Source organism: Streptomyces adelaidensis (genome assembly GCF_016598475.1).
Taxonomy (GTDB): Bacteria; Actinomycetota; Actinomycetes; order Streptomycetales; family Streptomycetaceae; genus Streptomyces; species Streptomyces adelaidensis.
Genome location: NZ_JAEMUX010000043.1, coordinates 25,911 through 47,665, shown reverse-complemented (window position 1 = coordinate 47,665; position 21,755 = coordinate 25,911). Strand labels below are relative to the sequence as shown.

General features: G+C 71.3%; 16 protein-coding genes, 3 tRNA genes and 1 pseudogene. 6 read left to right on the top strand and 14 right to left on the bottom strand.

What is annotated here, in order from left to right; translation table 11 throughout:
* Positions 1 to 2: 2 nt before the first annotated feature.
* The 5 genes from I8N67_RS23880 to I8N67_RS23860 form a co-directional block, all read right to left on the bottom strand.
* The gene (locus I8N67_RS23880; protein ID WP_200305306.1) at positions 3 to 1,667 is read right to left on the bottom strand and encodes a sensor histidine kinase; all 1,665 of its coding nucleotides are present in this window, start codon (positions 1,665 to 1,667) and stop codon (positions 3 to 5) included.
* Positions 1,664 to 2,404, bottom strand: coding sequence for a response regulator transcription factor (locus tag I8N67_RS23875; RefSeq protein ID WP_200305304.1), 741 nt, complete (start codon positions 2,402 to 2,404; stop codon positions 1,664 to 1,666). Before I8N67_RS23875 ends, I8N67_RS23880 begins: the two co-directional genes overlap by 4 nt.
* Before the next feature lie 287 nt (positions 2,405 to 2,691).
* Entirely contained in the window at positions 2,692 to 3,585 is an 894-nt protein-coding gene (locus tag I8N67_RS23870) for a DUF2797 domain-containing protein (RefSeq protein ID WP_200305302.1), read from the bottom strand.
* A gap of 152 nt (positions 3,586 to 3,737) precedes the next feature.
* Positions 3,738 to 3,810: transfer RNA gene (locus tag I8N67_RS23865), tRNA-Arg, on the bottom strand.
* 176 nt (positions 3,811 to 3,986) lie between these two features.
* Positions 3,987 to 4,077, bottom strand: a tRNA-Ser gene (locus tag I8N67_RS23860).
* Positions 4,078 to 4,286: 209 nt separating this feature from the next.
* Here I8N67_RS23860 and I8N67_RS23855 point away from each other — a divergent pair.
* Both I8N67_RS23855 and I8N67_RS23850 read left to right on the top strand, forming a co-directional pair.
* Entirely contained in the window at positions 4,287 to 4,919 is a 633-nt protein-coding gene (locus I8N67_RS23855) for an SSI family serine proteinase inhibitor (RefSeq protein WP_200305300.1), read from the top strand.
* A gap of 315 nt (positions 4,920 to 5,234) precedes the next feature.
* Positions 5,235 to 10,142 (top strand): PAS domain-containing protein, encoded by a 4,908-nt coding sequence (locus I8N67_RS23850; RefSeq protein ID WP_200305297.1) that lies wholly within the window; start codon positions 5,235 to 5,237, stop codon positions 10,140 to 10,142.
* A gap of 73 nt (positions 10,143 to 10,215) precedes the next feature.
* Here I8N67_RS23850 and I8N67_RS23845 read toward each other — a convergent pair whose 3' ends face one another.
* The 6 genes and pseudogenes from I8N67_RS23845 to I8N67_RS23820 all read right to left on the bottom strand — a co-directional run bounded on the left by I8N67_RS23845 (position 10,216) and on the right by I8N67_RS23820 (position 16,161).
* Positions 10,216 to 11,874 (bottom strand): long-chain fatty acid--CoA ligase, encoded by a 1,659-nt coding sequence (locus I8N67_RS23845; RefSeq protein ID WP_200305295.1) that lies wholly within the window; start codon positions 11,872 to 11,874, stop codon positions 10,216 to 10,218.
* A gap of 141 nt (positions 11,875 to 12,015) precedes the next feature.
* Positions 12,016 to 12,726, bottom strand: coding sequence for a SigE family RNA polymerase sigma factor (locus I8N67_RS23840; RefSeq protein WP_372443791.1), 711 nt, complete (start codon positions 12,724 to 12,726; stop codon positions 12,016 to 12,018).
* A 178-nt stretch (positions 12,727 to 12,904) separates the two neighbouring features.
* Positions 12,905 to 14,071 (bottom strand): lipid-transfer protein, encoded by a 1,167-nt coding sequence (locus I8N67_RS23835; RefSeq protein ID WP_200305293.1) that lies wholly within the window; start codon positions 14,069 to 14,071, stop codon positions 12,905 to 12,907.
* Between the two features lie 113 nt (positions 14,072 to 14,184).
* Positions 14,185 to 14,568: pseudogene (locus tag I8N67_RS23830) on the bottom strand (hotdog family protein); the annotation flags it as partial.
* Positions 14,565 to 15,563: a bifunctional MaoC family dehydratase N-terminal/OB-fold nucleic acid binding domain-containing protein gene (locus I8N67_RS23825; protein ID WP_200305355.1), complete on the bottom strand. Its 999-nt coding sequence runs from the start codon at positions 15,561 to 15,563 to the stop codon at positions 14,565 to 14,567. The gene I8N67_RS23825 and the pseudogene I8N67_RS23830, both read right to left, overlap by 4 nt.
* A 292-nt stretch (positions 15,564 to 15,855) precedes the next feature.
* Positions 15,856 to 16,161 carry a hypothetical protein gene (locus I8N67_RS23820; protein ID WP_200305353.1) on the bottom strand — a complete coding sequence of 102 codons (306 nt, stop codon included), beginning with the start codon at positions 16,159 to 16,161 and terminating at the stop codon, positions 15,856 to 15,858.
* A gap of 231 nt (positions 16,162 to 16,392) precedes the next feature.
* Here I8N67_RS23820 and I8N67_RS23815 point away from each other — a divergent pair, with 231 nt between their 5' ends.
* Together I8N67_RS23815 and I8N67_RS23810 are read left to right on the top strand one after the other, a co-directional pair.
* A complete protein-coding gene (locus tag I8N67_RS23815; protein ID WP_200305289.1) occupies positions 16,393 to 17,268 on the top strand; it encodes a bifunctional DNA primase/polymerase in 876 nt (291 codons plus the stop codon).
* Between the two features lie 107 nt (positions 17,269 to 17,375).
* Positions 17,376 to 17,759 (top strand): hypothetical protein, encoded by a 384-nt coding sequence (locus I8N67_RS23810; protein ID WP_234046184.1) that lies wholly within the window; start codon positions 17,376 to 17,378, stop codon positions 17,757 to 17,759.
* A gap of 85 nt (positions 17,760 to 17,844) precedes the next feature.
* Here the strand turns inward: I8N67_RS23810 and I8N67_RS23805 are convergent, their stop codons facing one another.
* Both I8N67_RS23805 and I8N67_RS23800 read right to left on the bottom strand, forming a co-directional pair.
* Complete coding sequence (locus I8N67_RS23805) at positions 17,845 to 18,048, bottom strand: antitoxin (RefSeq protein WP_200305287.1); 204 nt, start codon at positions 18,046 to 18,048, stop codon at positions 17,845 to 17,847.
* A gap of 144 nt (positions 18,049 to 18,192) precedes the next feature.
* A tRNA-Ser gene (locus I8N67_RS23800) sits at positions 18,193 to 18,277 on the bottom strand.
* A 236-nt stretch (positions 18,278 to 18,513) separates the two neighbouring features.
* On the opposite strand from I8N67_RS23800, the gene I8N67_RS23795 reads away from it, so the two are divergent.
* Positions 18,514 to 18,909: a hypothetical protein gene (locus I8N67_RS23795; RefSeq protein WP_307835343.1), complete on the top strand. Its 396-nt coding sequence runs from the start codon at positions 18,514 to 18,516 to the stop codon at positions 18,907 to 18,909.
* Between the two features lie 72 nt (positions 18,910 to 18,981).
* On the opposite strand, the gene I8N67_RS23790 is transcribed toward I8N67_RS23795, so the two are convergent.
* The gene (locus I8N67_RS23790) at positions 18,982 to 20,613 is read right to left on the bottom strand and encodes a S1C family serine protease (protein ID WP_200305283.1); all 1,632 of its coding nucleotides are present in this window, start codon (positions 20,611 to 20,613) and stop codon (positions 18,982 to 18,984) included.
* Positions 20,614 to 20,909: 296 nt separating this feature from the next.
* Between I8N67_RS23790 and I8N67_RS23785 the strand changes: the two genes are divergently transcribed.
* Positions 20,910 to 21,719 carry a glycerophosphodiester phosphodiesterase gene (locus I8N67_RS23785; RefSeq protein ID WP_200305281.1) on the top strand — a complete coding sequence of 270 codons (810 nt, stop codon included), beginning with the start codon at positions 20,910 to 20,912 and terminating at the stop codon, positions 21,717 to 21,719.
* The last annotated feature ends 36 nt before the right edge of the window (positions 21,720 to 21,755 follow it).

The following is a 21,755-nucleotide window of genomic DNA, read 5'->3' as shown; positions in this document are numbered from 1 at the left end:
TGTTATGCCCGTGTGCTGACACTGTGCTGTGCCTGTGAGTCCGATTGCCAGTTCGTTGCGTCGGTTACGTCGAACTCGCCGTCGTACTGCACGTCGTCGAGCTGCCAGTTCGCGGCGTCGTCGAGCGGCGACACGTCCCGCCCGAGGGCCGGCAGGTGCACGGTGAACACGGTCCTGCCGGGCACGCTGTCGACGGTCACGGCACCGCCGTGCGCGTCGGCCACGGCCTGCACGATGGCGAGCCCGAGCCCGGTCGATCCGGACGCCCTGGACCGCGACGAGTCCCCTCGCGCGAACCGCTCGAACACATGCGGCAGCAACTCCTGCGGAATGCCCTGCCCGTTGTCCTCGACATCGACGCACATCCAGGGCCCGCGCCGCTGGATCCGCGCGGTGACGGTCGTACCGGGGGGCGTATGCGTACGCGCGTTCGCCAGCAGGTTGACGAGCACCTGCTGGAGCCGCGCCGCGTCGGCCGACACGAGCGCCGGCACATCCGGCAGATCCAGCCGCCAGTTGTGGCTCCGCCCGGCGACACGCGCGTCGCTGACGGTGTCCACGACGAGTGGGATGAGGTCGGTCTGCTCGAACTGCAACGGCCGCCCGGCATCGAGCCGCGCGAGCAGCAGCAGATCCTCGACCAGCATCGTCATACGGTTGGACTCGGACTCGATCCGCCCCAGCGCGTGCCGGGTGTCGGGCCCGATCTCTTCTCTTCCGCGCCTGGTCAGCTCGGCGTAGCCACGGATCGACGCGAGCGGCGTCCGCAGCTCATGACTGGCGTCCGCCACGAACTGCCGTACGCGCGTCTCGCTCTCCTGCCGCGAGTGCAGGGCGCCGTGAATGTGGTTCAGCATCCTGTTGAGCGCCGCCCCGACCTGCCCGACCTCGGTATGCGGATCGGTCTCGGACGCGGGCACCCGCTCATTGAGCGTCACCTCACCGGTGTGCAACGGCAGCTCGGAGACCCGGGTCGCCGTGGAGGCCACCTTGCGCAGGGGGCGCAGGGCGACCCCGACGAGGACGGAACCGGCGATACCGGCGGCGATGAGACCGGCGGCGGTGACGCTGAGTTCGACAGCGATGAGGGTGCTGAGGGTGTTGGTGACGGTCTCGGTGGGCAGAGCGACGTAGAAGTTGCCCTTGCTGCCCTCGACGTACGTGACCCGGTACTCACCGAGGCCGGGGATGTCCACGGTGTCGATGCCGGTCTTCGACGCGGAGCCGAGAGCGGCGTCCTGCTCGGCACTGAGGGCGTCGGTGGTCATGCCCTCGAAACCGTCACTGTCGGAGGTCTTCTCCTTGGCGACCACGGCGTCGGTGACTCCACCTTCGGTGCCCACCTGGGCGACGACGGTGTACGCCTCGGTGCCGCCCCTCGTGACGAACCCGAACGGGCCGTCCTGAGGGGCACCGCCCGCAATCTCGGGATCCTTGCCGTCCGGCGGGCCCGCAGCACGCTTGGCGACCTCGGACACCTGCGTGTCCAGCTGGTCGTACAGATGGGATCGCAGCGCGACCGTGGTCACCGTCCCGATGACGGCACAGACCACCGCGATCAACGTCACCGCGGAGACGACGAGCCGCGTACGCAGCGTGCGCGGCTGTCCTCGCCGCAGCCCCCGCTTCGGCTGCCTCTGCGTACGCGTCCGTCGTCGCCCGCTCATGACGCGGCGGGCTTGATCAGGTAACCGGCCCCACGCCGGGTGTGGATCATCGGCTCGCGCCCGGCGTCGATCTTCCGCCGCAGGTAGGAGATGTAGAGCTCCACCACATTCGCCTGGCCGCCGAAGTCGTACGACCACACGCGGTCGAGGATCTGCGCCTTGCTGAGCACGCGCCGCGGGTTGCGCATCAGGAAGCGCAGCAGCTCGAACTCGGTGGCGGTGAGGTGGATGTTGGCCCCGCCGCGCGACACCTCGTGGCTGTCCTCGTCGAGCATGAGGTCACCGACGACGAGCACGGACTCGGAGCGGCGGTCGGCGGCACCGGAGCGGCGGATGAGCCCGCGCAGTCGCGCCACGACCTCTTCGAGGCTGAACGGCTTGGTGACGTAGTCGTCGCCGCCGGCGGTGAGCCCGGCGATCCGGTCCTCGACCGCGTCCTTCGCGGTCAGGAAGAGCACCGGCACCTCCGGCAGCTCGCGCCGCAGCCGCCCGAGGACGGTGAGCCCGTCCATGTCCGGGAGCATCATGTCCAGGACGACGGCGTCGGGCCGGAAGTCCCGCGCGGTCTGGATGGCACCCGTGCCATCCCCCGCACTCCGGATCTGCCATCCCTCATAGCGCAGGGCCATGGACAGCAGTTCGGTGATCGACAGCTCGTCGTCCACCACAAGCACTCGGACGGGGCTCCCGTCCGGCCTCAGCAGTTCGGTGCGCCCCTGGGGCGAGGTCGTGGTCATGCTGGACACCTTGTCGGGGCCCCCTGAGAACACCCTTTCCGGAACCTGTGATTTTTCTAAGAAACGCACAGCCGCCTCTCAGGCAACCCCTGGGAGGAATCCCGACCTTCCGGACAGCACCCCCGCCGACCAGGCACTTTCTGACCTGATCCACGGCATTCGCCAGGGGATCTCACCGCGAACCCACAGCTCGGGGACCACCGGAAGCACCTCGTACGATCATGATCTGACCCCGCCTTTATGCAAGCGCCGTCATGCTTCGCCCCCACTGCGCCCTCACCCCGCCCTCAGAACAACCCGTCCTGCACGCCCGCTCCCTCTCCTGCCCCGCCCCTCAACTCCTTCACGGGCACGGTGAGTACGTCACGGGCACCCTCCCCACCCGGAGCGGTCAGCTCCCACCCGCTCATGAGCCGCGCATCAAGAACAACGACTCCTCGCCCGGTGGCCAGATGCAGATCGGGCCCGGCGACGGCAAGCACCTCACCCCCCACGACCCCACCCGCGACCAGCTCACTCACCACCCCGTCGGCGGCCGGCAGCCCATCGAGCCCGAACACCCCGAAGTGATCGACAGCCTCGAACGCCACCGGCTCCAACGACTCGGGCCACCCGGCAAGCCCAAGTGCCCGCGCATGCAGGACCGCCAACTCCCGGGCGCGCTCCTCGACAGCCGGCAGCCCGGCCCGCACAACCCGCTTGTCGGCATACGGAATCCGGTCCGGCACCTTGAGCGCGGCCCGCAGCACCTCCTCCGCCCGCCGCGCGGCCATCAGCGGCCCCCGCCCGAGCCACCCGAAGCAGACCGCCCCCTGCTCCAGCAGCCGCGCCGACCCCCGCTCGACCGCCGTGATCCCCACCTTCACCATCCCGGGCCCGAACCACGCGAGATACACGTGATACGGCCGCGGATCATCGGCGATCGTGTCGGCGGCCACGGAGTGCGCACGATCGAGCCGCGCACACTCCTCACACCGAGCCCCGATGCTCCGCCCCGACACCTCCACCCGCATCGGACACGCATTCCCCCGAGCCCCCACACACGTCCGCCGCGCCCCCTCGGGCACGGCGAACCCCACCACCTTCCCCCGAGGCAGAGCACTCCTCAGCCCACCGGCCCACTCCAACACGGGCCCGCCCCCGCCCCACCGCAACCCCGTACATCTCCACACACGTGCCATCCCCCACGACATTAGAGGGCACCACTGACAACGCCGCGTGACCAGCCAAAACCCCCTGGCACCCGCCGCCCGGCCCACCCCACCACCACGCCCGGCGCACCACACGCAAAAACACCGAGGGCCCCGGATTTCTCCGGGGCCCTCGGTCGATGTGCACTCGGCAGGATTCGAACCTGCAACCTTCTGATCCGTAGTCAGATGCTCTATCCGTTAAGCTACGAGTGCTTGTTTTGTTATTTGCCGCTTGTGGTCCTTTCGGGCCGCTCGCGGCGACAGGAAGAACATTACATGACTGCCGTCGTCATGTGAAATCCGTTTGCTGCAGCCCTTGTGACCTGGGAAAACGGCCTGTGGAACGACGAAGCCCCGGTCGTGTGGACCGGGGCTTCGGTGATCGAGCGCGGAGGCGGAGGGATTTGAACCCTCGATGGGATTGAAGTCCCAAACCGCATTAGCAGTGCGGCGCCATAGACCGGACTAGGCGACGCCTCCAGCACAACCGCCCGCGCGAGCGCGAGTGGTGCGTGCAGATGATGACACAGCCGAGTGGGCTGTCACCAATCGCCTCCCACGGTACTAGGCGGAGAGGCCACAGGGCAAAGCCGTATGGCAGGTGGGGAGCGGTCCGAGGGGGCGCGGGCGGAGGGGATACCGGGACGGCGGTGCCGCAACCCTGTGACGGCCGTGGCGTTAGTCCGGTCATGTCGCAGAGCCCTCCCGCCCTCGCCCCCATCCCTCTCCCCGCCCCCGTTCCAGGCCTCGTCCCCCTTCACACCCCCGCCCCTTCCCGTCGAACCGTCGCGTCGGGGCAGCGGCCGGCCGCCCTCGGTCGGCTGCTCCTCGGGGCCGCCTCGCTCGCCGCGGCCGCCGCCGCCGGCACGCTCACGCCGATGGCGCCGGACGCCTACGCCGCCGAGACGCTTCCTCGCAACACCTCGATGCCCACGTCGCCCACGTCGCCCGCGTCGTCCGTGTCGTCCGTGTCGTCCGTGTCGGCTCCCGCGCCCGGGGACCGGCTGGTCGTCACGGTGCGGGAGGCGGGGAACGGGGACGACGGGACGTTCGAGTTGCGGTGCCATCCGGACGGGGGGAGCCACCCGGCCGTGCGCGAGGCGTGCGGGCGGCTCGATCGGCGGACCACATGGGGCAAGGACCCGTTCGCTCCGGTCCAGCCCGGCACCATGTGCACGATGCAGTACGGCGGTCCGGCCACCGCGCATGTCACCGGCACCTGGGCCGGTCGCCGCGTCGACGCCCGCTTCGACCGCGGGAACGGCTGCGAGATCGCCCGCTGGAACGAGTTGGTGCCCGTACTGCCCGACGCCCGCGCGTAAAGAAGAAGGCCGCTCGAGAGCTGGGGAAATCGGCGGTACGTACGAGCGAAACCAGTCACACCGCAGGTCGCCTGGCAAGCGTTCCGGCGCCCGTACATATGTGCCGTCGACCGTGCCGTCCGGCAAAACACACGGTCACGGCATCCCCTTCCACCCGGTCACGGCATCTCCGTATGTTCGGTGTGCGACCTCCCTCTCATCCGGCGTCGCGAGCGCAACCTCTGCCCGTAGACTCCCTCGCGTGACACGTCGCGGACCGGTTGGCAAGATGGCCCACGCGGTCGGCAAGGTGCGGTAACAGGGAGGAAGCGTCTCGTGAGCAGCAGGCCATCCCGAGGCGCTGCTCGCCTCGCAGCCATACTGGACGCGCTGCCCGATGCGTTGGTGCTGGTCAACGCCAATGGGACCGTCGTCAACGCCAACACGATCGCGCTCGAGGCGTTCGAGGCGCCGGGCACCGCCCTCGTCGGGCGTGGGTTGCTCGATCTGCTGCCCGAGTTCGACTCGCGGCTCATCCCCGGGTCCATGCGCCGGCCCGACACCATGGACCCGACGGGGCGGACCAGGCCGACCCGCATGATCGCCCGCCGGACCGACGGCAGCGAGTTCCCGGTCGAGGTCACAAGCGCGAATCTGGAGAACGGGCAGCAGGCGTACGACGGTTACGGCTCCGCCAATGACGAGCTGCTCATGCTGGTCGTACGGGACCTGTCGGGGACCGTCGACACGGAGGCCGAACTCGCACGTTCGCAACGGCAGACCGAGATGATTCTGCGGGCCGCCTCCGAGGGTGTGGTCGGGACCGACACGGACGGCCGGATCGTGCTCGTCAATCCGGCCGCCGCTCAGATACTGGGCTACCGGGCCAGTGACCTCGGGGGCCGCGAACTGCACACGCTCGTGCTGCACTCGCGGGAGGACGGCGCGCCGTTCCCGTACGGCGAGTCGCCGCTCGCGGACACGCTGCGGTCCGGGCGCAAGCACCGGGTGCGGGGGCAGGTGCTGTGGTCGAAGAGCGGCGAGAAAGTGTCGGTCGACCTGACGACCGCGCCGGTGCGCGACGGGGAACAGCTCGTCGGGGCCGTGATGACGTTCACCGACCGGCGGCCGTACGACAGGCTCGCCGAGGAGAAGGACGCCGAGGCCGAGACCCACTCGGAGGAGCTGGAGCGGCTCGCCGAGGAGCATGCCGGGGAGCTCGCGGACGTACGGGAGAAGCACGCCGCCGAGCTGGCCGAGCTGACCGAACAGCACGCCGAGGAACTCGCCGCCGGTGACGAGCGGTACGCGGCGCTCGGGGAGCGCGAGAAGGACCGGTACGAGGTGCTGGCAGCGCGGCACGAGCAGCTGCTCGCCGTACTCGGCACCTCGCTGCGCGGCCCGCTCGACCAACTCCGTGCCGAGCTGGGCACGCTCGCCGCCGACGACGCCGGGCAGCTGTGGCCCGAGGCCAACCAGGTGCTCCACCATCTGACCGCCGGGTACTCGCGGATCACGACGCTCATCGACAACGTGCTGGGCTACCAGCGGATCGACGCCGGCGAGGACACCCTCGTGCGTACGGCCGTCATGCTCGACGCGGTCGTCGCGGCCGGTGTCGACGGGGCCGTGGAGCTGATCGGGCCGGGGCGGGTGCAGTTCGCCGTGCACGCGCCGCCCATCGAGGCCGAGGTGGACCAGGCGCGGCTCGCGACCGCGCTCGCGCATCTCGTCGCGGATGTGGCGGGCGTCGACGCGACCGGAAACTCGCCCATGTCCGTCGGCGGCTACATGGACAACACCGTCGTCGTGGCGGCCGCGCAGCGCGGTGAGGTCGTCCGGATCGAGGTGCGCGGGCCGTACGCCGGGGGAGACCCGGTGCACCAGCCGATCGTCCAGGGGATCGTGCGGGCGCACGGCGGTGTGCTCCAGACGCACGAGGTGCCGGGGATGAGCGGCAGCGCGTATGTGCTGGAGGTGCCGCTGGGCGGCGGGGCCGGGGCGGTACCCGGCTCGGCCCTCGCCCTCGCGGGTGCCGGCCCCGACGTCGAGACCGGCTCCGAGGCTGCTGTTGCGGCCGGGGCTGTGGCGGCCGGCGCCGAGCTCTCCCTGCCCGAGCAGGCCGCCGACGGGAACGGCGGGCGGCGACGCGCGCGGCGGTCGTCCGTGGACGCGTTCCTGGACAGCGAGGACGTTCCGCCTGAGGGACGTGCGGCGGAGGTCGCCGCGGCTCCCACCGGGCGGCGCAGGCGGCGGGCTGAGGACTCGGCAGGCGTGACGGGTGCGGCGGGCGGTCCTGGTGGGGCTGCTGTGTCCGCGCCGGGCGCCGGGATCGGCGATGCCGAGGGCGCCGGTGACTCCGGGGGCACCGGGCGGCGGCGCGGACGGGCCGCCTCGGCCGAGGGTGCCGCCCAGCCCGTGGCCGCCGAGGGCGCGGTCGTCATGGCGGCCGAGCACGCGGCCGGTGCCGCTGCCGTCGCCACCGGACTGGGCGGGACGGTGCCGCCACAGGGCGTGCCCGCGCCGCCCGGCGGCCGGCGCGAGCCCGCGCAGAACGTCCAGAGCCTTCAGAACTCGCAGAACGCGCAGAACGCCTTGCCCGCGGCACTGCCCGCCGGAGGGCCGAGGCCGGTCGACGCGGCGGCCGCCGGCACCGGCTCCGACGCCGACAGCCCCACCGACACCGGCACCGCTTCCGGCGAGGCGGACGGCGCCCAGCAGCCCACCGGACGCCGTCGGCGCGCGCTCGGCAGCGCGGAGGAGCGGGGCGCCGCGCCCGAGCCGAGCGGCCCACGAGCCGTGTTCGCGCTGCCGCCGGCCGAGGCGGACCGGGGGCCCGACTACGGCCGGACGGCCGGGCTCGGACCGGTACCCGTGCCGCCGACGGGGCCGGGTGCGCCGGATGCACCTGCGGCCCCCATGCCGGTGCCCACGCCTGTACCCACGCCTGTACCCACCCCCACCCCCACCCCCATGCCTATGCCCATGCCTTTGCCCGCTGGGGCCAGGGTGCCTGCGGTGCCCGCCGCGCCCGTGCGGGGCGTGGAGAGCGGGGAGGTGTACGACGGTGAGGGCGGCCAGGGTGCCGTCGCCGCGGCCGGAGGGGCGGTGCCCGCCGCCGCCCCGGGTGCCGGCCAGGCCCCTGGTGCGGGCCAGGTGCCGGGTGCCCCCGCCGGTGGTGTCGACGACGGTCGCCATGACGCCGCGCTGCGCAACCCGGCCGACGACCACACGCCGCCTCAGCCGCACCCGCTGCCCACGCCGACGGGCCGCCGCCGGGCGGTACGGCCGCTCGCTCCCCAGCAGGCCGAGGGCCCGGCCACGGTGGCGCCCTCGCCCCCGGCCGCACAAGGGGTCCCGGCCCAGGGCTCTCAGAGTGCCCTCGCGCAGGGGATCCCCCCGCAGGGAGGTCCGGCGCAACCGGTGCCCGCGCAGGCCGCTGCCGCCGCTCCCGGCCGGCCCGTCGCCGCCACGGTGTCCGCCGGGCAGCCCGTCGCCGTACCGAGAGTTCAGGGCGGGCAGGGCGGGCAAGGCGTGCAGGCTGCCGTTCAGGGTGCCTCCCAGCCCGTACCGGCCCAAGGGGTGCCCGGTGCCCCACAGGCCGTGCACCCGCAGGTCGCCGCCCCCGAGGCACCCCAGCCGCAGTCCCCGGCGCAGTCCCAGCCGCAGCAGCCGTCCCAGCCCCAGTCCTGGCCGAACCCCCACCAGGGCACCTCCGGTGTGGGCATCCCCGTAGCCGCCCCGGGGGCGCAGGCGCCGCTGCCGCCGCAGTCCACGCCCTCCTCGGGCACCCCGCTGCCGCCGGAGGTCGCCGTACAGCGGCAGCCGCGCGCCGCGCAGCCGTTGCCCGCCGAGGCCGCCGCCCCGACGGCACCTGTGCCGCCTGCGGCCCCCGCGACGCCTGTGGCTCCCGCAGCCGCCGCCGTTCCCTCCGCTCCGGCTCCCGCCCCCGTCCCCACCCCCTTCGACCCCAACTCCACCCAGGGCCGGGCGATCAGCGTGCGGACGCTCGGGCAGGGCGTTCCCTTCGCCCGCCAGGGCGGCCCTCAGGCACCCGCACAGGCGCCAACCCAGGCACAGGGGCAGGCACAGGCAGGGTCAGGGTCGACTCCCGCCCCGAATCAGCCCGGCGGTTCTGGTAGGCGCCGCAAGCTCGGGACGCCGCAGGCGGCCGCCGGGCGCTCGGAGACGGCCGCGCGTCCGCACCCGCAGCCCGGGCAGGGCGCCAGCACCGGCCAGGCCCCGACACCCGCTCAGGCGGCGCGGACGGCCCAGGCAGTCCCGCCGCAGCAAGCCGCCCCGCTGCCGCCGCAGCCCTCGCTCGCCGGTCAGGTCCCGCTTCCGCCCCAGCCCTCCCTCCCCGGTCAGTCCCGGCTGGCGGGCCGTACGGAGGGGGCCGGGCGGTCGTACGCCATAGGGGCACCGGACGAGAACGCGGACGAAGGGCCCGAGCCGCTCGACGGCCCCGGTGGCGCGGTGGAGGTGCCCGACCGGCCCCATCCGCAGCCGATGGACGACGAGTTGCCGCCGGAGCCGCTGGACAACCCGCGCCGACTGCTGGTGTGGCCCGCGCCCGACGTGACGACGCACCAGGCGCTCAGCGACCGCGGCTACCGGCCCGTCATCGTGAACTCCCGCGAGGACGTGGACGCCCAGATCGCCGCCTACCCGGCCGCCCTGTTCGTCGACCCGCTGACCGGTCCCATCACCCGCACCGCGCTCCAGTCCCTGCGCCAGGCCGCCGTGGCCGCCGAGGTGCCCGTCCTCGTGACGGCAGGGCTGGGCCAGGCGACGCGCGAGGCGGCGTACGGGGCCGACCCGGCCATCCTGCTGAAGGCGCTCGCGCCACGCGACTCCGAGCAGCACCCGCCGCGCGTCCTGCTCATCGAGGAGCACGCGGAGATCGCGCTCGCCCTGACGGGGACGCTGGAACGGCGTGGCATGCAGGTCGCGCGGGCCGCGTCCGACGCGGACGCCGTCACCCTGGCCGCGCAGATGCGGCCGAACCTCGTGGTGATGGACCTGCTGCAGGTGCACCGCCACCAGGCCGGAATCATCGACTGGCTGCGCACGAACGGCCAGTTGAACCGCACCCCGCTCGTCGTCTACACCGCCGCCGTCGACCAGTCCGAACTCCCGCGTCTGGCCTCGGGGGAGACGGTCCTCTTCCTCGCCGAACGCTCGACGAGCCCCGAGGTGCAGACCCGGATCGTGGACCTGCTGGCCCGCGTCGGCACGAACTGAGCACAGAACGCATGGGTCTGGGGCGATGTTTCACGTGAAACATCGCCCCAGACCCATGTAGGCGTGACTCGTCCTAGATCTGCGTCACATCCAACGAACCCTCCGCGTACTGCCTCCGCAGCACCTTCTTGTCGAACTTGCCCACGCTCGTCTTCGGCACCGATTCGATGATCGTCCAGCGCTCGGGCAGCTGCCACTTGGCGATGTGGCCCTCGTCGGCGAGGAAGGAGCGGAGGGCGGCGAAGTCGGTGCTCGCGCCTTCCTTCAGCACAACCGTGGCGAGCGGGCGCTCGCCCCACTTCTCGTCCGGTACGGCGACGACGGCGGCCTCGGCGATGTCCGGGTGGGACATGAGGGCGTTCTCCAGCTCGACGGAGGAGATCCACTCACCGCCCGACTTGATGACGTCCTTGGCGCGGTCGGTGAGGGTCAGGAAGCCGTCGGGGCTGATCGTGCCCACGTCGCCCGTCTTCAGCCAGCCGTCCTCGCTGAACTTGTCGTCGGGGCGGAGGGGTTCGCTGTCCGGCCCGCTGTAGTACGCGCCCGCGATCCAGGGGCCGCGGACCTCCAGCTCACCGGCGGACTCGCCGTCCCAGGGGAGACGTTCGCCGCCGGGGCCGGTGAGGCGGGCCTCGACGGAGGCGGGGAAGCGGCCCTGGGTGAGCCGGTACGCGAACTCCTCGTCCGTGTCGGCCTCGACATGGGCCGGCGGCCGGGCGATCGTGCCCAGCGGGGAGGTCTCCGTCATGCCCCAGGCGTGGCAGACGCGCATGCCCAGCTTGTCGAAGGCCTGCATGAGGGCGGGCGGGCAGGCCGAGCCACCGATGGTGACCTGGGTGAGCGAGCTGACGTCACGCGGCCGGGCGGTCAGCTCGGCGAGCAGCCCCTGCCAGATGGTGGGGACGGCGGCGGCGTGTGTCGGCCGCTGCGTCTCGATCATCTCGGCGAGCGGGGCGGGCTGCAGAAACCGGTCGGGCATCAGCATGGTGACGCCGGTCATGAAGGTCCCGTGCGGCAGGCCCCAGGCGTTCACGTGGAACTGCGGGACGACGACGAGCGTGATGTCCGCGTCGGTGAGCGCCATGGACTGGGCCATGTTGATCTGCATGGAGTGCAGATAGATCGAGCGGTGGGAGTAGACGACGCCCTTGGGGTCACCGGTGGTGCCGGAGGTGTAACACATGGCCGCGGCGGTGCGTTCGTCCAGCTCGGGCCAGTCGTACGCGGTCGGCTTGCCGGCGATCAGGTCCTCGTACTCGTGCACCTGGACGTCGGCTCCGGCGAGCAGCGAGCGGTCTCCGGGCCCGGAGACGACGACGTGCTCCACCGGCTTGAGGTGCGGGAGGAGCGGCGCGAGGAGGGGGAGCAGCGAACCGTTGGCGATGATCACCCGGTCCGCCGCGTGGTTGACGACCCAGGCGAGCTGCTCGGGGGGCAGGCGCAGGTTGAGGGTGTGGAGGACGGCACCCATGGAGGGGATCGCGAAGTACGCCTCCACGTGTTCCGAGTTGTTCCACATGAGCGTCGCGACCCGTTCGTCGCCCTCGACCCCGAGGTCCTCGCGCAGGGCGTGGGCCAGCTGGGCGGCGCGGGCGCCGATCTCGGCGTACGAACGGCGGTGGGGCTCACTCTCCCCGGTCCAAGTGATCACCTGCGACGTCCCGTGGACCACCTGCCCGTGGGTCAGGATCCTGGAGATCAACAGCGGTACGTCCTGCATGGTGCTCAGCACGGCGTCCTCCCGGGGCGGCTCTGCCTACGCGGTGGTAACGGTTGCGCTGATTCTGCTCACATACCGATCGGTATGTCACTAGGGACGGGATGATCGATCAGATAAACATTCCTAACGGGCCGTGTGAGGGCCACTACCTGCCTACCGCACAGGCTCCAGCTCAGGGTCCTCCCGCAGCTTGCCCAGCGCACGCGACACCGCCGACTTCACCGTGCCGACGGAGACCCCGAGGACCTCGGCCGTCTGGGCCTCGCTCAGGTCCTCGTAATACCTGAGTACGACCATCGCCCGCTGCCGGGCCGGCAGCTTCATGATCGCCCGCCACATCGCGTCGTGCAGCACCTGCTGCTCGGCCGGGTCGCCGGCCTGGACCCCCTCCGGCTCCGGCAGCTCGTCGCACGCGAACTCGTCCACCTTCCGCTTGCGCCACTGGGACGTCCGCGTGTTCAGCAGCGCCCGGCGTACGTAGCCGTCGAGCGCCCGGTGGTCCTCGATGCGCTCCCAGGCGACATAGGTCTTGGTCAGCGCGGTCTGCAGCAGGTCCTCGGCGTCGCTCGGGTTGGCGGTCAGCGACCGGGCGGTCCGCAGCAGCACCGGCTGGCGGGCCTTCACGTACGCCGAGAACGACGGGTACGACAGGTCCGACAGATTGGTCCGGTTCGTCAGGCTCGACCGGGCCGCGGCCGACCGCGGCGATGTCGCCCGGGACAAGGCCGCACGGGGCGATGTCGCCCGGGACGAGGCCGCACGGGACGTGGCCGACTGCGGTGAGATCGGCCGCGGCGAGATCGACAGGGTCCGCGTCGCTGGTGCAACGGCGTTGGAAGCGCTGGTGCAGACGGGTGTGGTCATGGCTCCACGCTAGGAGCGGGCCCCGCCCGGCGGATCGGCCGCAGGTCCCGAAGACGAATCCCCCTCAGGTTGTAGGAGTGGGGTGGGCCCCACCTACTGGAGGTGGAGGAACCGCCCTCAGGTACTGAGGGTGTATCCCTGAGACACCTGCCCAGGGTGTACGTCCCGAGCGCTGGGCTCATCCGTCCGCCCCGAGAAGCAGCCCCGACGTCGGCACCCCCGTGCCCGCCGTGACCAGTACCCGTTCCGCCCCCGAAACCTGGTTCACCGCGGTGCCCCGCAGCTGCCGTACCGCCTCCGCGATGCCGTTCATCCCGTGCAGATACGCCTCGCCGAGCTGCCCGCCGTGGGTGTTGAGCGGCAGCCGCTCCGCCGCGACGAAGTCCGCCGCCTCCCCCGGTCCGCAGAAACCGAACTCCTCCAGCTGCATCAGCACGAACGGCGTGAAGTGGTCGTAGAGGATGCCCACGTCGATGTCGTCCGGGGCGAACCCCGAGGTCCGCCTGAGCTGCCGGGCGACCACGCCCATCTCCGGCAGCCCGGTGAGATCGCTGTCGTAGAAGCCCGTCATCTGCTGCTGCGCCCGGGCCGCGCCCTGGGCGGCCGCCACGACCACGGCCGGCGGCCGGGGCAGATCCCGCGCCCGGTCCACGGACGTCACGACGAGCGCCTGGCCGCCGTCCGTCTCCTGGCAGCAGTCCAGCAGCCGCAGCGGCTCCACGATCCAGCGGGAGGCGGCGTGCTCGGCGAGGGTGATGGGGCGGCCGTGGAAGTACGCCGCCGGGTTCGTCGCCGCGTACTTCCGGTCCACCACCGCCACGTGCCCGAACGCCTCGGGGGTCAGCCCGTACGCGTACAGGTAGCGCTGTGCCGCCATCGCCACCCATGACGCGGGCGTGAGCAGCCCGAAGGGCAGCGTCCAGCCGAGCGCCACGCCCTCCGCCGACGGCTCCCGGTGCCGTACGCCCGCGCCGAAGCGCCGCCCCGACCGCTCGTTGAACGCCCGGTAGCAGACCACGACCTCCGCGACGCCCGTCGCGACGGCGAGCGCCGCCTGCTGCACCGTCGCGCACGCGGCGCCGCCGCCGTAGTGGACGCGGGAGAAGAAGGACAGCTCGCCGATGCCGGCCGCCTGCGCGACCGTGATCTCCGGGCTCGTGTCCATCGTGAACGTCACCATCCCGTCCACGTCCGCCGGCGCGAGCCCCGCGTCGTCGAGCGCCGCCCGCACCGCCTCCACGGCCAGCCGCAGCTCGCTGCGGCCCGAGTCCTTGGAGAAGTCGGTCGCCCCGATCCCGACGATCGCGGCCCGCCCGCCGAGCCGGTCCCTGGTCCGTACGCTCATTGCGGGGCCCCCGTCGGAAGCGTGACCGTGACCCGGTCGGTCCTGGCCGTCACCCGGTCGGTCCTGGCCGTCACCGGCTCGGCCGTGGCCGTGATCGTGTCGGCCGCGAGCACGCCCGTGCCGACCGTGACCACCACCGTGCCGGTGACGTGTCTGCCGATGCCGTTGTCACCGATGACCTTGACCGTGACCAGGTCCCCGTCGACGGCCTCGACCGTCCCCGTCAACACCATCGTGTCGCCGGGGTAGTTGGGCGCGCCGAGCCGGATGGCCACCTTGCGGAGGACGGCGGACGGCCCGAAGTGGTCGGTGACGTACCGTCCCACCAGCCCGTTCGTCGTCAGGATATTCATGAAGACGTCCGGCGATCCGCGCCGCCGCGCCAGCTCCGGATCGTGGTGCACGTCCTGGAAATCGCGTGAGGCGATGGCCCCCGCGACGACAAGTGTGCGGGTGATCTCGACCTCCAGCGGCGCGAACACGTCACCGGCCCTCATCCCCGCCCCACCTCCGCCGTCGCCTCCCCGGCCCCCGCCGCCCGGAACACCGGCAACTCCAACTCCTCGTCGTAGCACGCGAATTCGAGCCGTACGGGCATCCCGATCCGCACCTTGTCGTACGGCACCCCGATGACGTTGCTGACCATCCGCACCCCTTCCACCAGCTCGATCAGCCCGACGGCGTACGGCGGATCGAAGGCGGGGAAGGGCGGGTGGTGCATGACGACGTACGAGTGGACCGTGCCGTCGCCGCACGCCTCGACCGTGTCCCACTCGGGCGAACCGCACGCGTTGCACCCCGGCAGCCAGGGGAGGCGGAGCGTGGCGCAGTCGGCGCAGCGCTGGATGAGGAGCCGGTGCCGCTCGACGCCTTCCCAGAACCCGGCGTTGTCGCGGTTGATGACGGGGCGGGGGCGCTGGGGGCGTTGCTTTTGGGGCTGGGGCTGGGGCTCGCTCCGCTTCGGTGGGGGTGCGGCGGCCGGCGCGTACTTGAGGATGCGGAAGCGGTGGGTGCCGACGAGTTCGTCACCGACCCGCACGTCCATGCGGGTCGTCACGAAGTATCCGGTGCCGAGCCTGGTGGTCTTCCGCTCCGACACCGATTCGATGACCGAGTCGAAGGTGATCTCGTCTCCCGGCCGCAGCGCCCGCGGATACTCCTGCTCGCAGTCCGTGGCGACGACGGAGGTGTAGCCGGCGCCGTCGAGCAGCGCAAGGAGTTCCTCGTACGCCTCCGAACGCCCCGTGCGCCCCGTGCGCCCCGTGCGCCCCGCCTCCCCCGGCGGGTGCCCGCTCAGCCCGCCCATGGTCCACACCTGGAGCATGGTGGGCGGGGCGATCGCATCCGGCCCCGTGTACGCGGGGTTGGTGTCCCCCACGGCCTCGCACCAGTGCCGGATCATGGGCGAGTTGACGGGGTCCTTGCCGACGCCACCGACGACGGCCGCGCGCCCCTCGTAGACCTTGAGCCGTACGGACAGGTCCTCGACCACCACTCAGCCGCCCCCTCTGAAGCATCCACCCGAACCATCCACCGAACCATCCACCGAACCATCCATCCAATTATCTGACTATCCGTCAGATTGAAGGAACTGTCGCCACGACTGTCAAGGCCGCCGAAGGCGCACACACGGCAAACGCCTGTGCGGCGGTACCGAAGTACCGCCGCACAGGCGCGTCACACCCCACAAACATGTCCCACACCTCACGCACCCGAGGGTCAGGGCCTCGGCCGGGGTGGCCTCGTCCATCCGCCCCCGGCTCACCGGCCCGCCCTCGGACGGCTCACCAGAGGTTGACGAAGTTGACGACGGCGTTCTCCTGCTCGATGGCCGTGAGGCCGGAGCCGTTGACCTGGGCGGTGTTGTTCTGGTTCGTGGCGCCGGAGCCGTTCGCCTTCTGCTGCGAGGTGGACGAGTTGCCGTTGTTGTCGTTGCCGACACCGCTGCCGACGATGTTCGCCACGCCCGCGTTCGATCCTTTGTCCGCGAAGGAGCCGTTGTCGGCCGTCGCGACGCCGGTGAAGAGGGCGGCGGCGAGTGGAAGCGCGGGGACGACGGCGAGAACGCGGGCGGTACGGAGGCTTGCCATGTGCATTTCAGCCGATTCCCTCTGAAGCGTGATGACATGTCGATAAACCCCTTCAGATCAAGGAACTCCCAGCTCAGACCCGGCGAGCTGACCTGACGACAGCAAGATCAAGCGGGACAAGGGGCGAAGCGTTCCGGCGCATTTTCAGCCAACCCGCGAATCGGGACCTGCGGCCGAAACAACCCGCTAACCCCTCTTCCTTTTATCGAACACTTGTACGAACATAGAAGTATGGCCACCACGGACCGGCGGGCCACCACCCTGGCCCTGGCGCACGCCCTCTCCGCCGCCGAACGCGGACTGGCGGTGATCCCCCTGTCCCGCTCAAAACTCCCGGCCCTACGCTCCCCCCACCGAGACGCCCCGCCCCCCGCTCACTCCTGCCACGGCGAGTGCGGCCGCTTCGGCCACGGTGTCTACGACGCCTCCATCGACCCCCGCCGCATCCGCGAACTCTTCGCCGCCGCACCCTGGGCCACCGGCTACGGCATCGCCTGCGGCCTCCGCCCCCACCACCTCATCGGCGTCGACCTCGACACCAAGTCGGGCACGGACTCCTCGGCGGCCCTGCGCGAACTCGCCCTGCGCCACCTCTTCACGATCCCCGAGACGGTCGTGGTCCTGACCCCCAGCGGCGGGCGCCACCTCTGGCTCACCGGCCCGCCCGACGTCGTCGTCCCCAACTCCGCGAGCCGCCTCGCCCCCGGCATCGACATCCGCGGCGCCGGCGGCTACCTGGTCGGCCCCGGCTCCCGCACCGACCACGGCGTCTACGGCACGGCCCCCGGCACAGCCCATCTGCCCCCGGCCCCCTGCCCACCCGCGCTGCTCCGCCTGCTCCTGCCCCCGCCGCCGCACTCGCCCGGCGGCCACAGTCATGCCCATGCCCATGGCCGTGGCCACGGCCTGATCCACTTCGTCCTCACCGCCCAGGAGGGCCAACGCAACACCCGCCTCTTCTGGGCCGCCTGCCGCGCGTACGAGAACGGCCTCGGCCCCGCACTCACGAACGCGCTCATCGACGCCGCCGTACACACGGGGCTGACGGAACGGGAGGCGAGGTCGACGGTGGCGTCGGCGGCGCGGATGTCGGGGCGGGGGGTGTGAGGTAACTCCGACGGGTGGTGCAGTCGACGTATGCCCTTGCGGCGAGGCGCAGTTGGTGGAGGATCGCATCGTCAGGGACCGTCGCCGAAGACTGTCACCGCAGACCGTTGGGAAGAACCGAGGTGGACAACGTGGACGCGGAACGGGAATTCCGCCGGAAGATGCTCTCCGAGGCCCACGCGGAGCGGGACCGCCTGCTGCCGCTGCGCGAGGAAGCGACGCAGACCACGATCGAACTGATGAGAGCCAGCACGAGCCGAACCGACGAACCCGACCTCGTGCCCTACCTGAACCTGACCTACCTACTGACGATCAAGCGCGTCTACGGCGACGACGAGTTACTGGCCTTCGCCCTCTCCCTCGCGAACTGGGCCGTCGCGTCCATCGACGAGATCGCGAAGATCACCGGCGCCACCACACAGCAGATCATCGACCGGTACGAGACGCAGATCATGTCGGCGAGGGAAGCCCCGGACGACGAGCCGGCCTGACACCTGCCGGGCACCCACGCGCCCGCATCAACCGGAAGGGGTGTCTCCAGTCTTGGTCCTCTGCCCGGAGACACCCCTTCCCGCGTCACGACCGCGGCGGAGTCTCACGCCCCCGGTCGCCCGGGTCCGTGCCCAACTGCTGCTTGAGCTTGTCCTGACCGGTGTCGACCTGACCGCTGTACTTCCCCTGCGTCTTGTCGTCGACGAAGTCACCGCCCCGGTCAACCCCCTTCCCCGCCTGCTCCTCGTGCCCCTTCAGCATGTGCTTGAGCTTGTCCATCATGGACATCGCGACTCCTTCCGCAGGTTGCCATCCCCTCCAGAATCAGCGCCACCCGCTCAACCCGCATCCCGGGACGAGCAGACAAGAAAAGAGACGGGGCACCCGAGAACTCCGGACACCCCGCCTCATCTGGGCCGCGGCCCCAACAAGCGGTGGGTGTGGGATTTGAACCCACGGTGACTCGCGCCACGACGGTTTTCAAGACCGTTCCCTTAGGCCGCTCGGGCAACCCACCTGCGCCCCGGCCACCAGGGGCGGAGCGGCTACAGAGTACCGGCTGCGTTCATGATCATGGGATGTCGGCCCACAACAGGCCCGCAGCACCGCGTGGACCGGCTACAACGGAGGTCGAGGGAGGGGTCCATGAAGCCGGAGATTCTGATCTCTGTGTCGGCGACCGTGATCGCACTCGCTTCGCTCTGGGTGAGTTTCACGGAATCCAGGAGCATTCGGTCGCACAACCGCCAGTCGGTGAGACCGCTCTTGCGGATCTGGCGGGTGCGGAACTTCGAAGGATCAAGGACAGGTATCAAGGTCGTCAACGCCGGGCTCGGTCCGGCCATAGTGACCGCGACCGTCGTGCGGCTGGACGGCGAGGTGCTCGGTGAGTGGGACCGGAGCACCTACCGACGCGTCACCCAAGGGCAGCCGGTGCGGCCGAAGGTCTCCACGCTCAAGCAAGGTGTTCCGCTGCTCACCGGCCAGGAGCTGTACCTGATGTTTCTCGATGACTACGACCCGGCTGAGCACGGGTGGTTCTGGCGGCTCGTCAGTGAGCGTCTCTCGATCGAGATCTTCTACGAGTCGATGTATGGCGGAGAGAACTTCAGGTGTGTGCTGGACCCGCGGGAGGAGGCCCAGGCGTGACGCCGTCCCGAGCCGTCCTGTCCCCGCAGCCGGTGGCCGGGGACAGGAACGGCGGAGGGTGGTGGGGCGGGGTCAGCTGTCGCCCTGGCGTTCGCCGAGGGTGACGTCCGCCGTGCGGGTCTTGCCGTCGCGGGTGTAGGTGAGGGTGACCTTGTCGCCGGGGAGGTGGGTCCAGATCTCGCCGATGAGGGTGGGGCCGCTGTCGATGACGTGGTCGTCGAGCTTGGTGATGACGTCACCGGGCTGGAGGCCGGCCTTGTCGGCGGGGCCGCCCGCGGTGACGGAATCGGCGCCGCCCCCCTCCGTGATCTTCGCGCCGCCGGTGGCCTCTTCCAGGGAGACCGAGGCGCCGATCACCGGGTAGACCGGCTTGCCCGTCTTGATCAGCTGCTGGGCCACGTTCTTGGCCTGGTTGATCGGGATGGCGAAGCCGAGGCCGATGGAGCCGGCCTGGCCGGAGCCGAAGCTGCCGTTGCTGGCGGACTGGATGGCCGAGTTGATGCCGATGACGTTGCCCCGCGCGTCGAGGAGGGGGCCGCCGGAGTTGCCCGGGTTGATCGACGCGTCGGTCTGCAGGGCGCTCATGTAGGAGGCCTTGCTGCCGGAGGAGCCGTCGCTGGAGGCCACCGGGCGGTTCTTGGCGCTGATGATGCCCGTAGTGACCGTGTTGGAGAGGCCGAACGGCGCGCCGATCGCGATCGTCGAGTCGCCGACCGCCACCTTGTCCGAGTCGCCGAGCGTCAGCGGCTGCAGGTCCGACGGGGCGTTCTTCAGCTTGATGACCGCCACGTCGTAGCCCTGCGCGTGGCCGACCACCTCGGCGTCGTACTTCTTGCCGTTCGGGAAGGTGGCCGACACCTTGCCGCCGTCGACGGCTTCCGCCACCACGTGGTTGTTGGTGACGATGTGGCCTTCCTTGTCGAACACGAAGCCGGTGCCCGTGCCGCCCTCGCCCTCGCTGCTCGACGCCTCGATGGTGACCGTGCTCGGCAGCGCCGAGGCGGCCACGCCGGCGACCGTACCGGCCGCGCGCTTGACGTCGCCGCCGTTCTGGGAGGCCGAGACGGTCGTTGAACCGGTCGAGTCGTCGTTGCGGTCGGCCAGGGTGTAGCCGATGCCGCCGCCGACTCCGCCCGCGACCAGCGCGGCCACCAGGATCGCGGCGATCAGGCCGCCCCGCTTGTTGCCCGCCGGCTTGGGCGCCGGCTGCTGCGTCTGCTGCCACGAGGAACCCCAGCCGCCACCGCCACCACCGGAGCCATCGCCGGAGCCGCCACCGGACCCCGCCCCGCCGACATCCCCGTACGCGCCACTGCCGCTGTCCGCGTACGACGGGACCGCGGGCGGTGCCGGAGGGGGCCAGGCGGCGTCGGGGGCGGAGGATCCGCCGGCTTCGCCGGGTGTCTGTCCATAGCCGCCGCCCGCCGTCGGGCCCTGGCCCGCGGCCGCCGCGTAAACGGGCGCCCCTGCGGACACCAGCTCCGGCTGCGCCGGCTGCGGGGCCGTCGGCGGGACCGGCGGCAGCTGGGCCGTCGGCGCGTTGTCGGCGGTGGGTCCGGCCGGGACCGCCTGGGCGATGGGCTCCGCCGGTGCCGCGCTCGGCTCGGGGGCCGGGGCCGGCGCGGAGGCAGCGGGAGTTTCCACCGGCACGGGGGGTGCGGACGGGGCCGGGGGTACCGCGGTGCCCTCGTTCTCGGTGCTCACAGCTTTTCTCCTCGATCCACGGCTGTCACCTGTCGGCGCTGTCACCTTTAGGCGCTGTCACCTGTCGGCGTCGACTGTCCTTGATCGCACATCAGGCTGTGCGGGACGTTTGTATGTGGTCAGCTTTTCCCACGAGCCGTCAGGGCACCATAAGCGGTGACTGTGGGTCCGGGACCATCCTTTATATAGGATCTATCGGATGAATCGTACGCACTGCGGACGAACCCTACGTACGAAGCCGGTCGTCCACCGTCACCGCGCCCACGAGTACCCCCTCGCGGTGGCACCATGACGCGGTGACCCACGCACGACAGCTCCCGGTTCAGGTCGTCGCCCACCGCGGGGCCTCCGAGGAAGCCCCCGAGCACACCCTGGCCGCGTACAAGAAGGCGATCGAGGACGGTGCGGACGCCCTCGAATGCGACGTCCGGCTGACCGCGGACGGACATCTCGTCTGTGTCCACGACCGACGCGTCAACCGTACGTCGAACGGCCGCGGCGCGGTCTCCGCCCTGGAACTCGCCGATCTGGCCGCCCTGGACTTCGGCTCCTGGAAGAACGGCGACGAGGCACCCGACTGGGAGATCGCCCCCGAGGAGCGGGCGGACACCTCCGTCCTCACCCTTGAGCGGCTGCTCGAACTCGTCGCCGACGCGGGGCGCCGGGTGGAGCTGGCCATCGAGACCAAGCACCCCACCCGCTGGGCCGGCCAGGTCGAGGAACGGCTGCTGGCCCTGCTGAAGCGGTTCGGTCTGGACGCGCCGGAGCCGGCCGCCGATTCGCCGGTACGGATCATGAGTTTCTCGGCGCGCTCGCTGCACCGCGTGCGGGCCGCGTCCCTGACACTGCCGACGGTCTACCTGATGCAGTTCGTCTCGCCCCGGCTGCGCGACGGGCGGCTGCCGGCCGGTGTCGGGATCGCGGGCCCCTCGATCCGGATCGTGCGCAACCACCCCGCGTACATCGAGCGCCTGAAGAAGGCCGGCCACCAGGTTCACGTCTGGACCGTGAACGAGCCCCAGGACGTGGACCTCTGCGTCGAACTGGGCGTCGACGCCATCATCACCAACCGCCCCCGAGCGGTACTCCACCAACTGGGCCGCTGACCCGCCGAGCGCACGGTCTTCAACAACTCCGAACCA

Coding starts and splice junctions, on each gene's coding strand:
- I8N67_RS23805 (WP_200305287.1), bottom strand. CDS start 18,048: ATGTCCATGATGGACAAGCTCAAGCACATGCTGAAGGGGCACGAGGAG.
- I8N67_RS23840 (WP_372443791.1), bottom strand. CDS start 12,726: ATGACCACACCCGTCTGCACCAGCGCTTCCAACGCCGTTGCACCAGCG.
- I8N67_RS23880 (WP_200305306.1), bottom strand. CDS start 1,667: ATGAGCGGGCGACGACGGACGCGTACGCAGAGGCAGCCGAAGCGGGGG.
- I8N67_RS23855 (WP_200305300.1), top strand. CDS start 4,287: ATGTCGCAGAGCCCTCCCGCCCTCGCCCCCATCCCTCTCCCCGCCCCC.
- I8N67_RS23815 (WP_200305289.1), top strand. CDS start 16,393: ATGGCCACCACGGACCGGCGGGCCACCACCCTGGCCCTGGCGCACGCC.
- I8N67_RS23820 (WP_200305353.1), bottom strand. CDS start 16,161: ATGGCAAGCCTCCGTACCGCCCGCGTTCTCGCCGTCGTCCCCGCGCTT.
- I8N67_RS23875 (WP_200305304.1), bottom strand. CDS start 2,404: ATGACCACGACCTCGCCCCAGGGGCGCACCGAACTGCTGAGGCCGGAC.
- I8N67_RS23870 (WP_200305302.1), bottom strand. CDS start 3,585: ATGGCACGTGTGTGGAGATGTACGGGGTTGCGGTGGGGCGGGGGCGGG.
- I8N67_RS23835 (WP_200305293.1), bottom strand. CDS start 14,071: ATGAGCGTACGGACCAGGGACCGGCTCGGCGGGCGGGCCGCGATCGTC.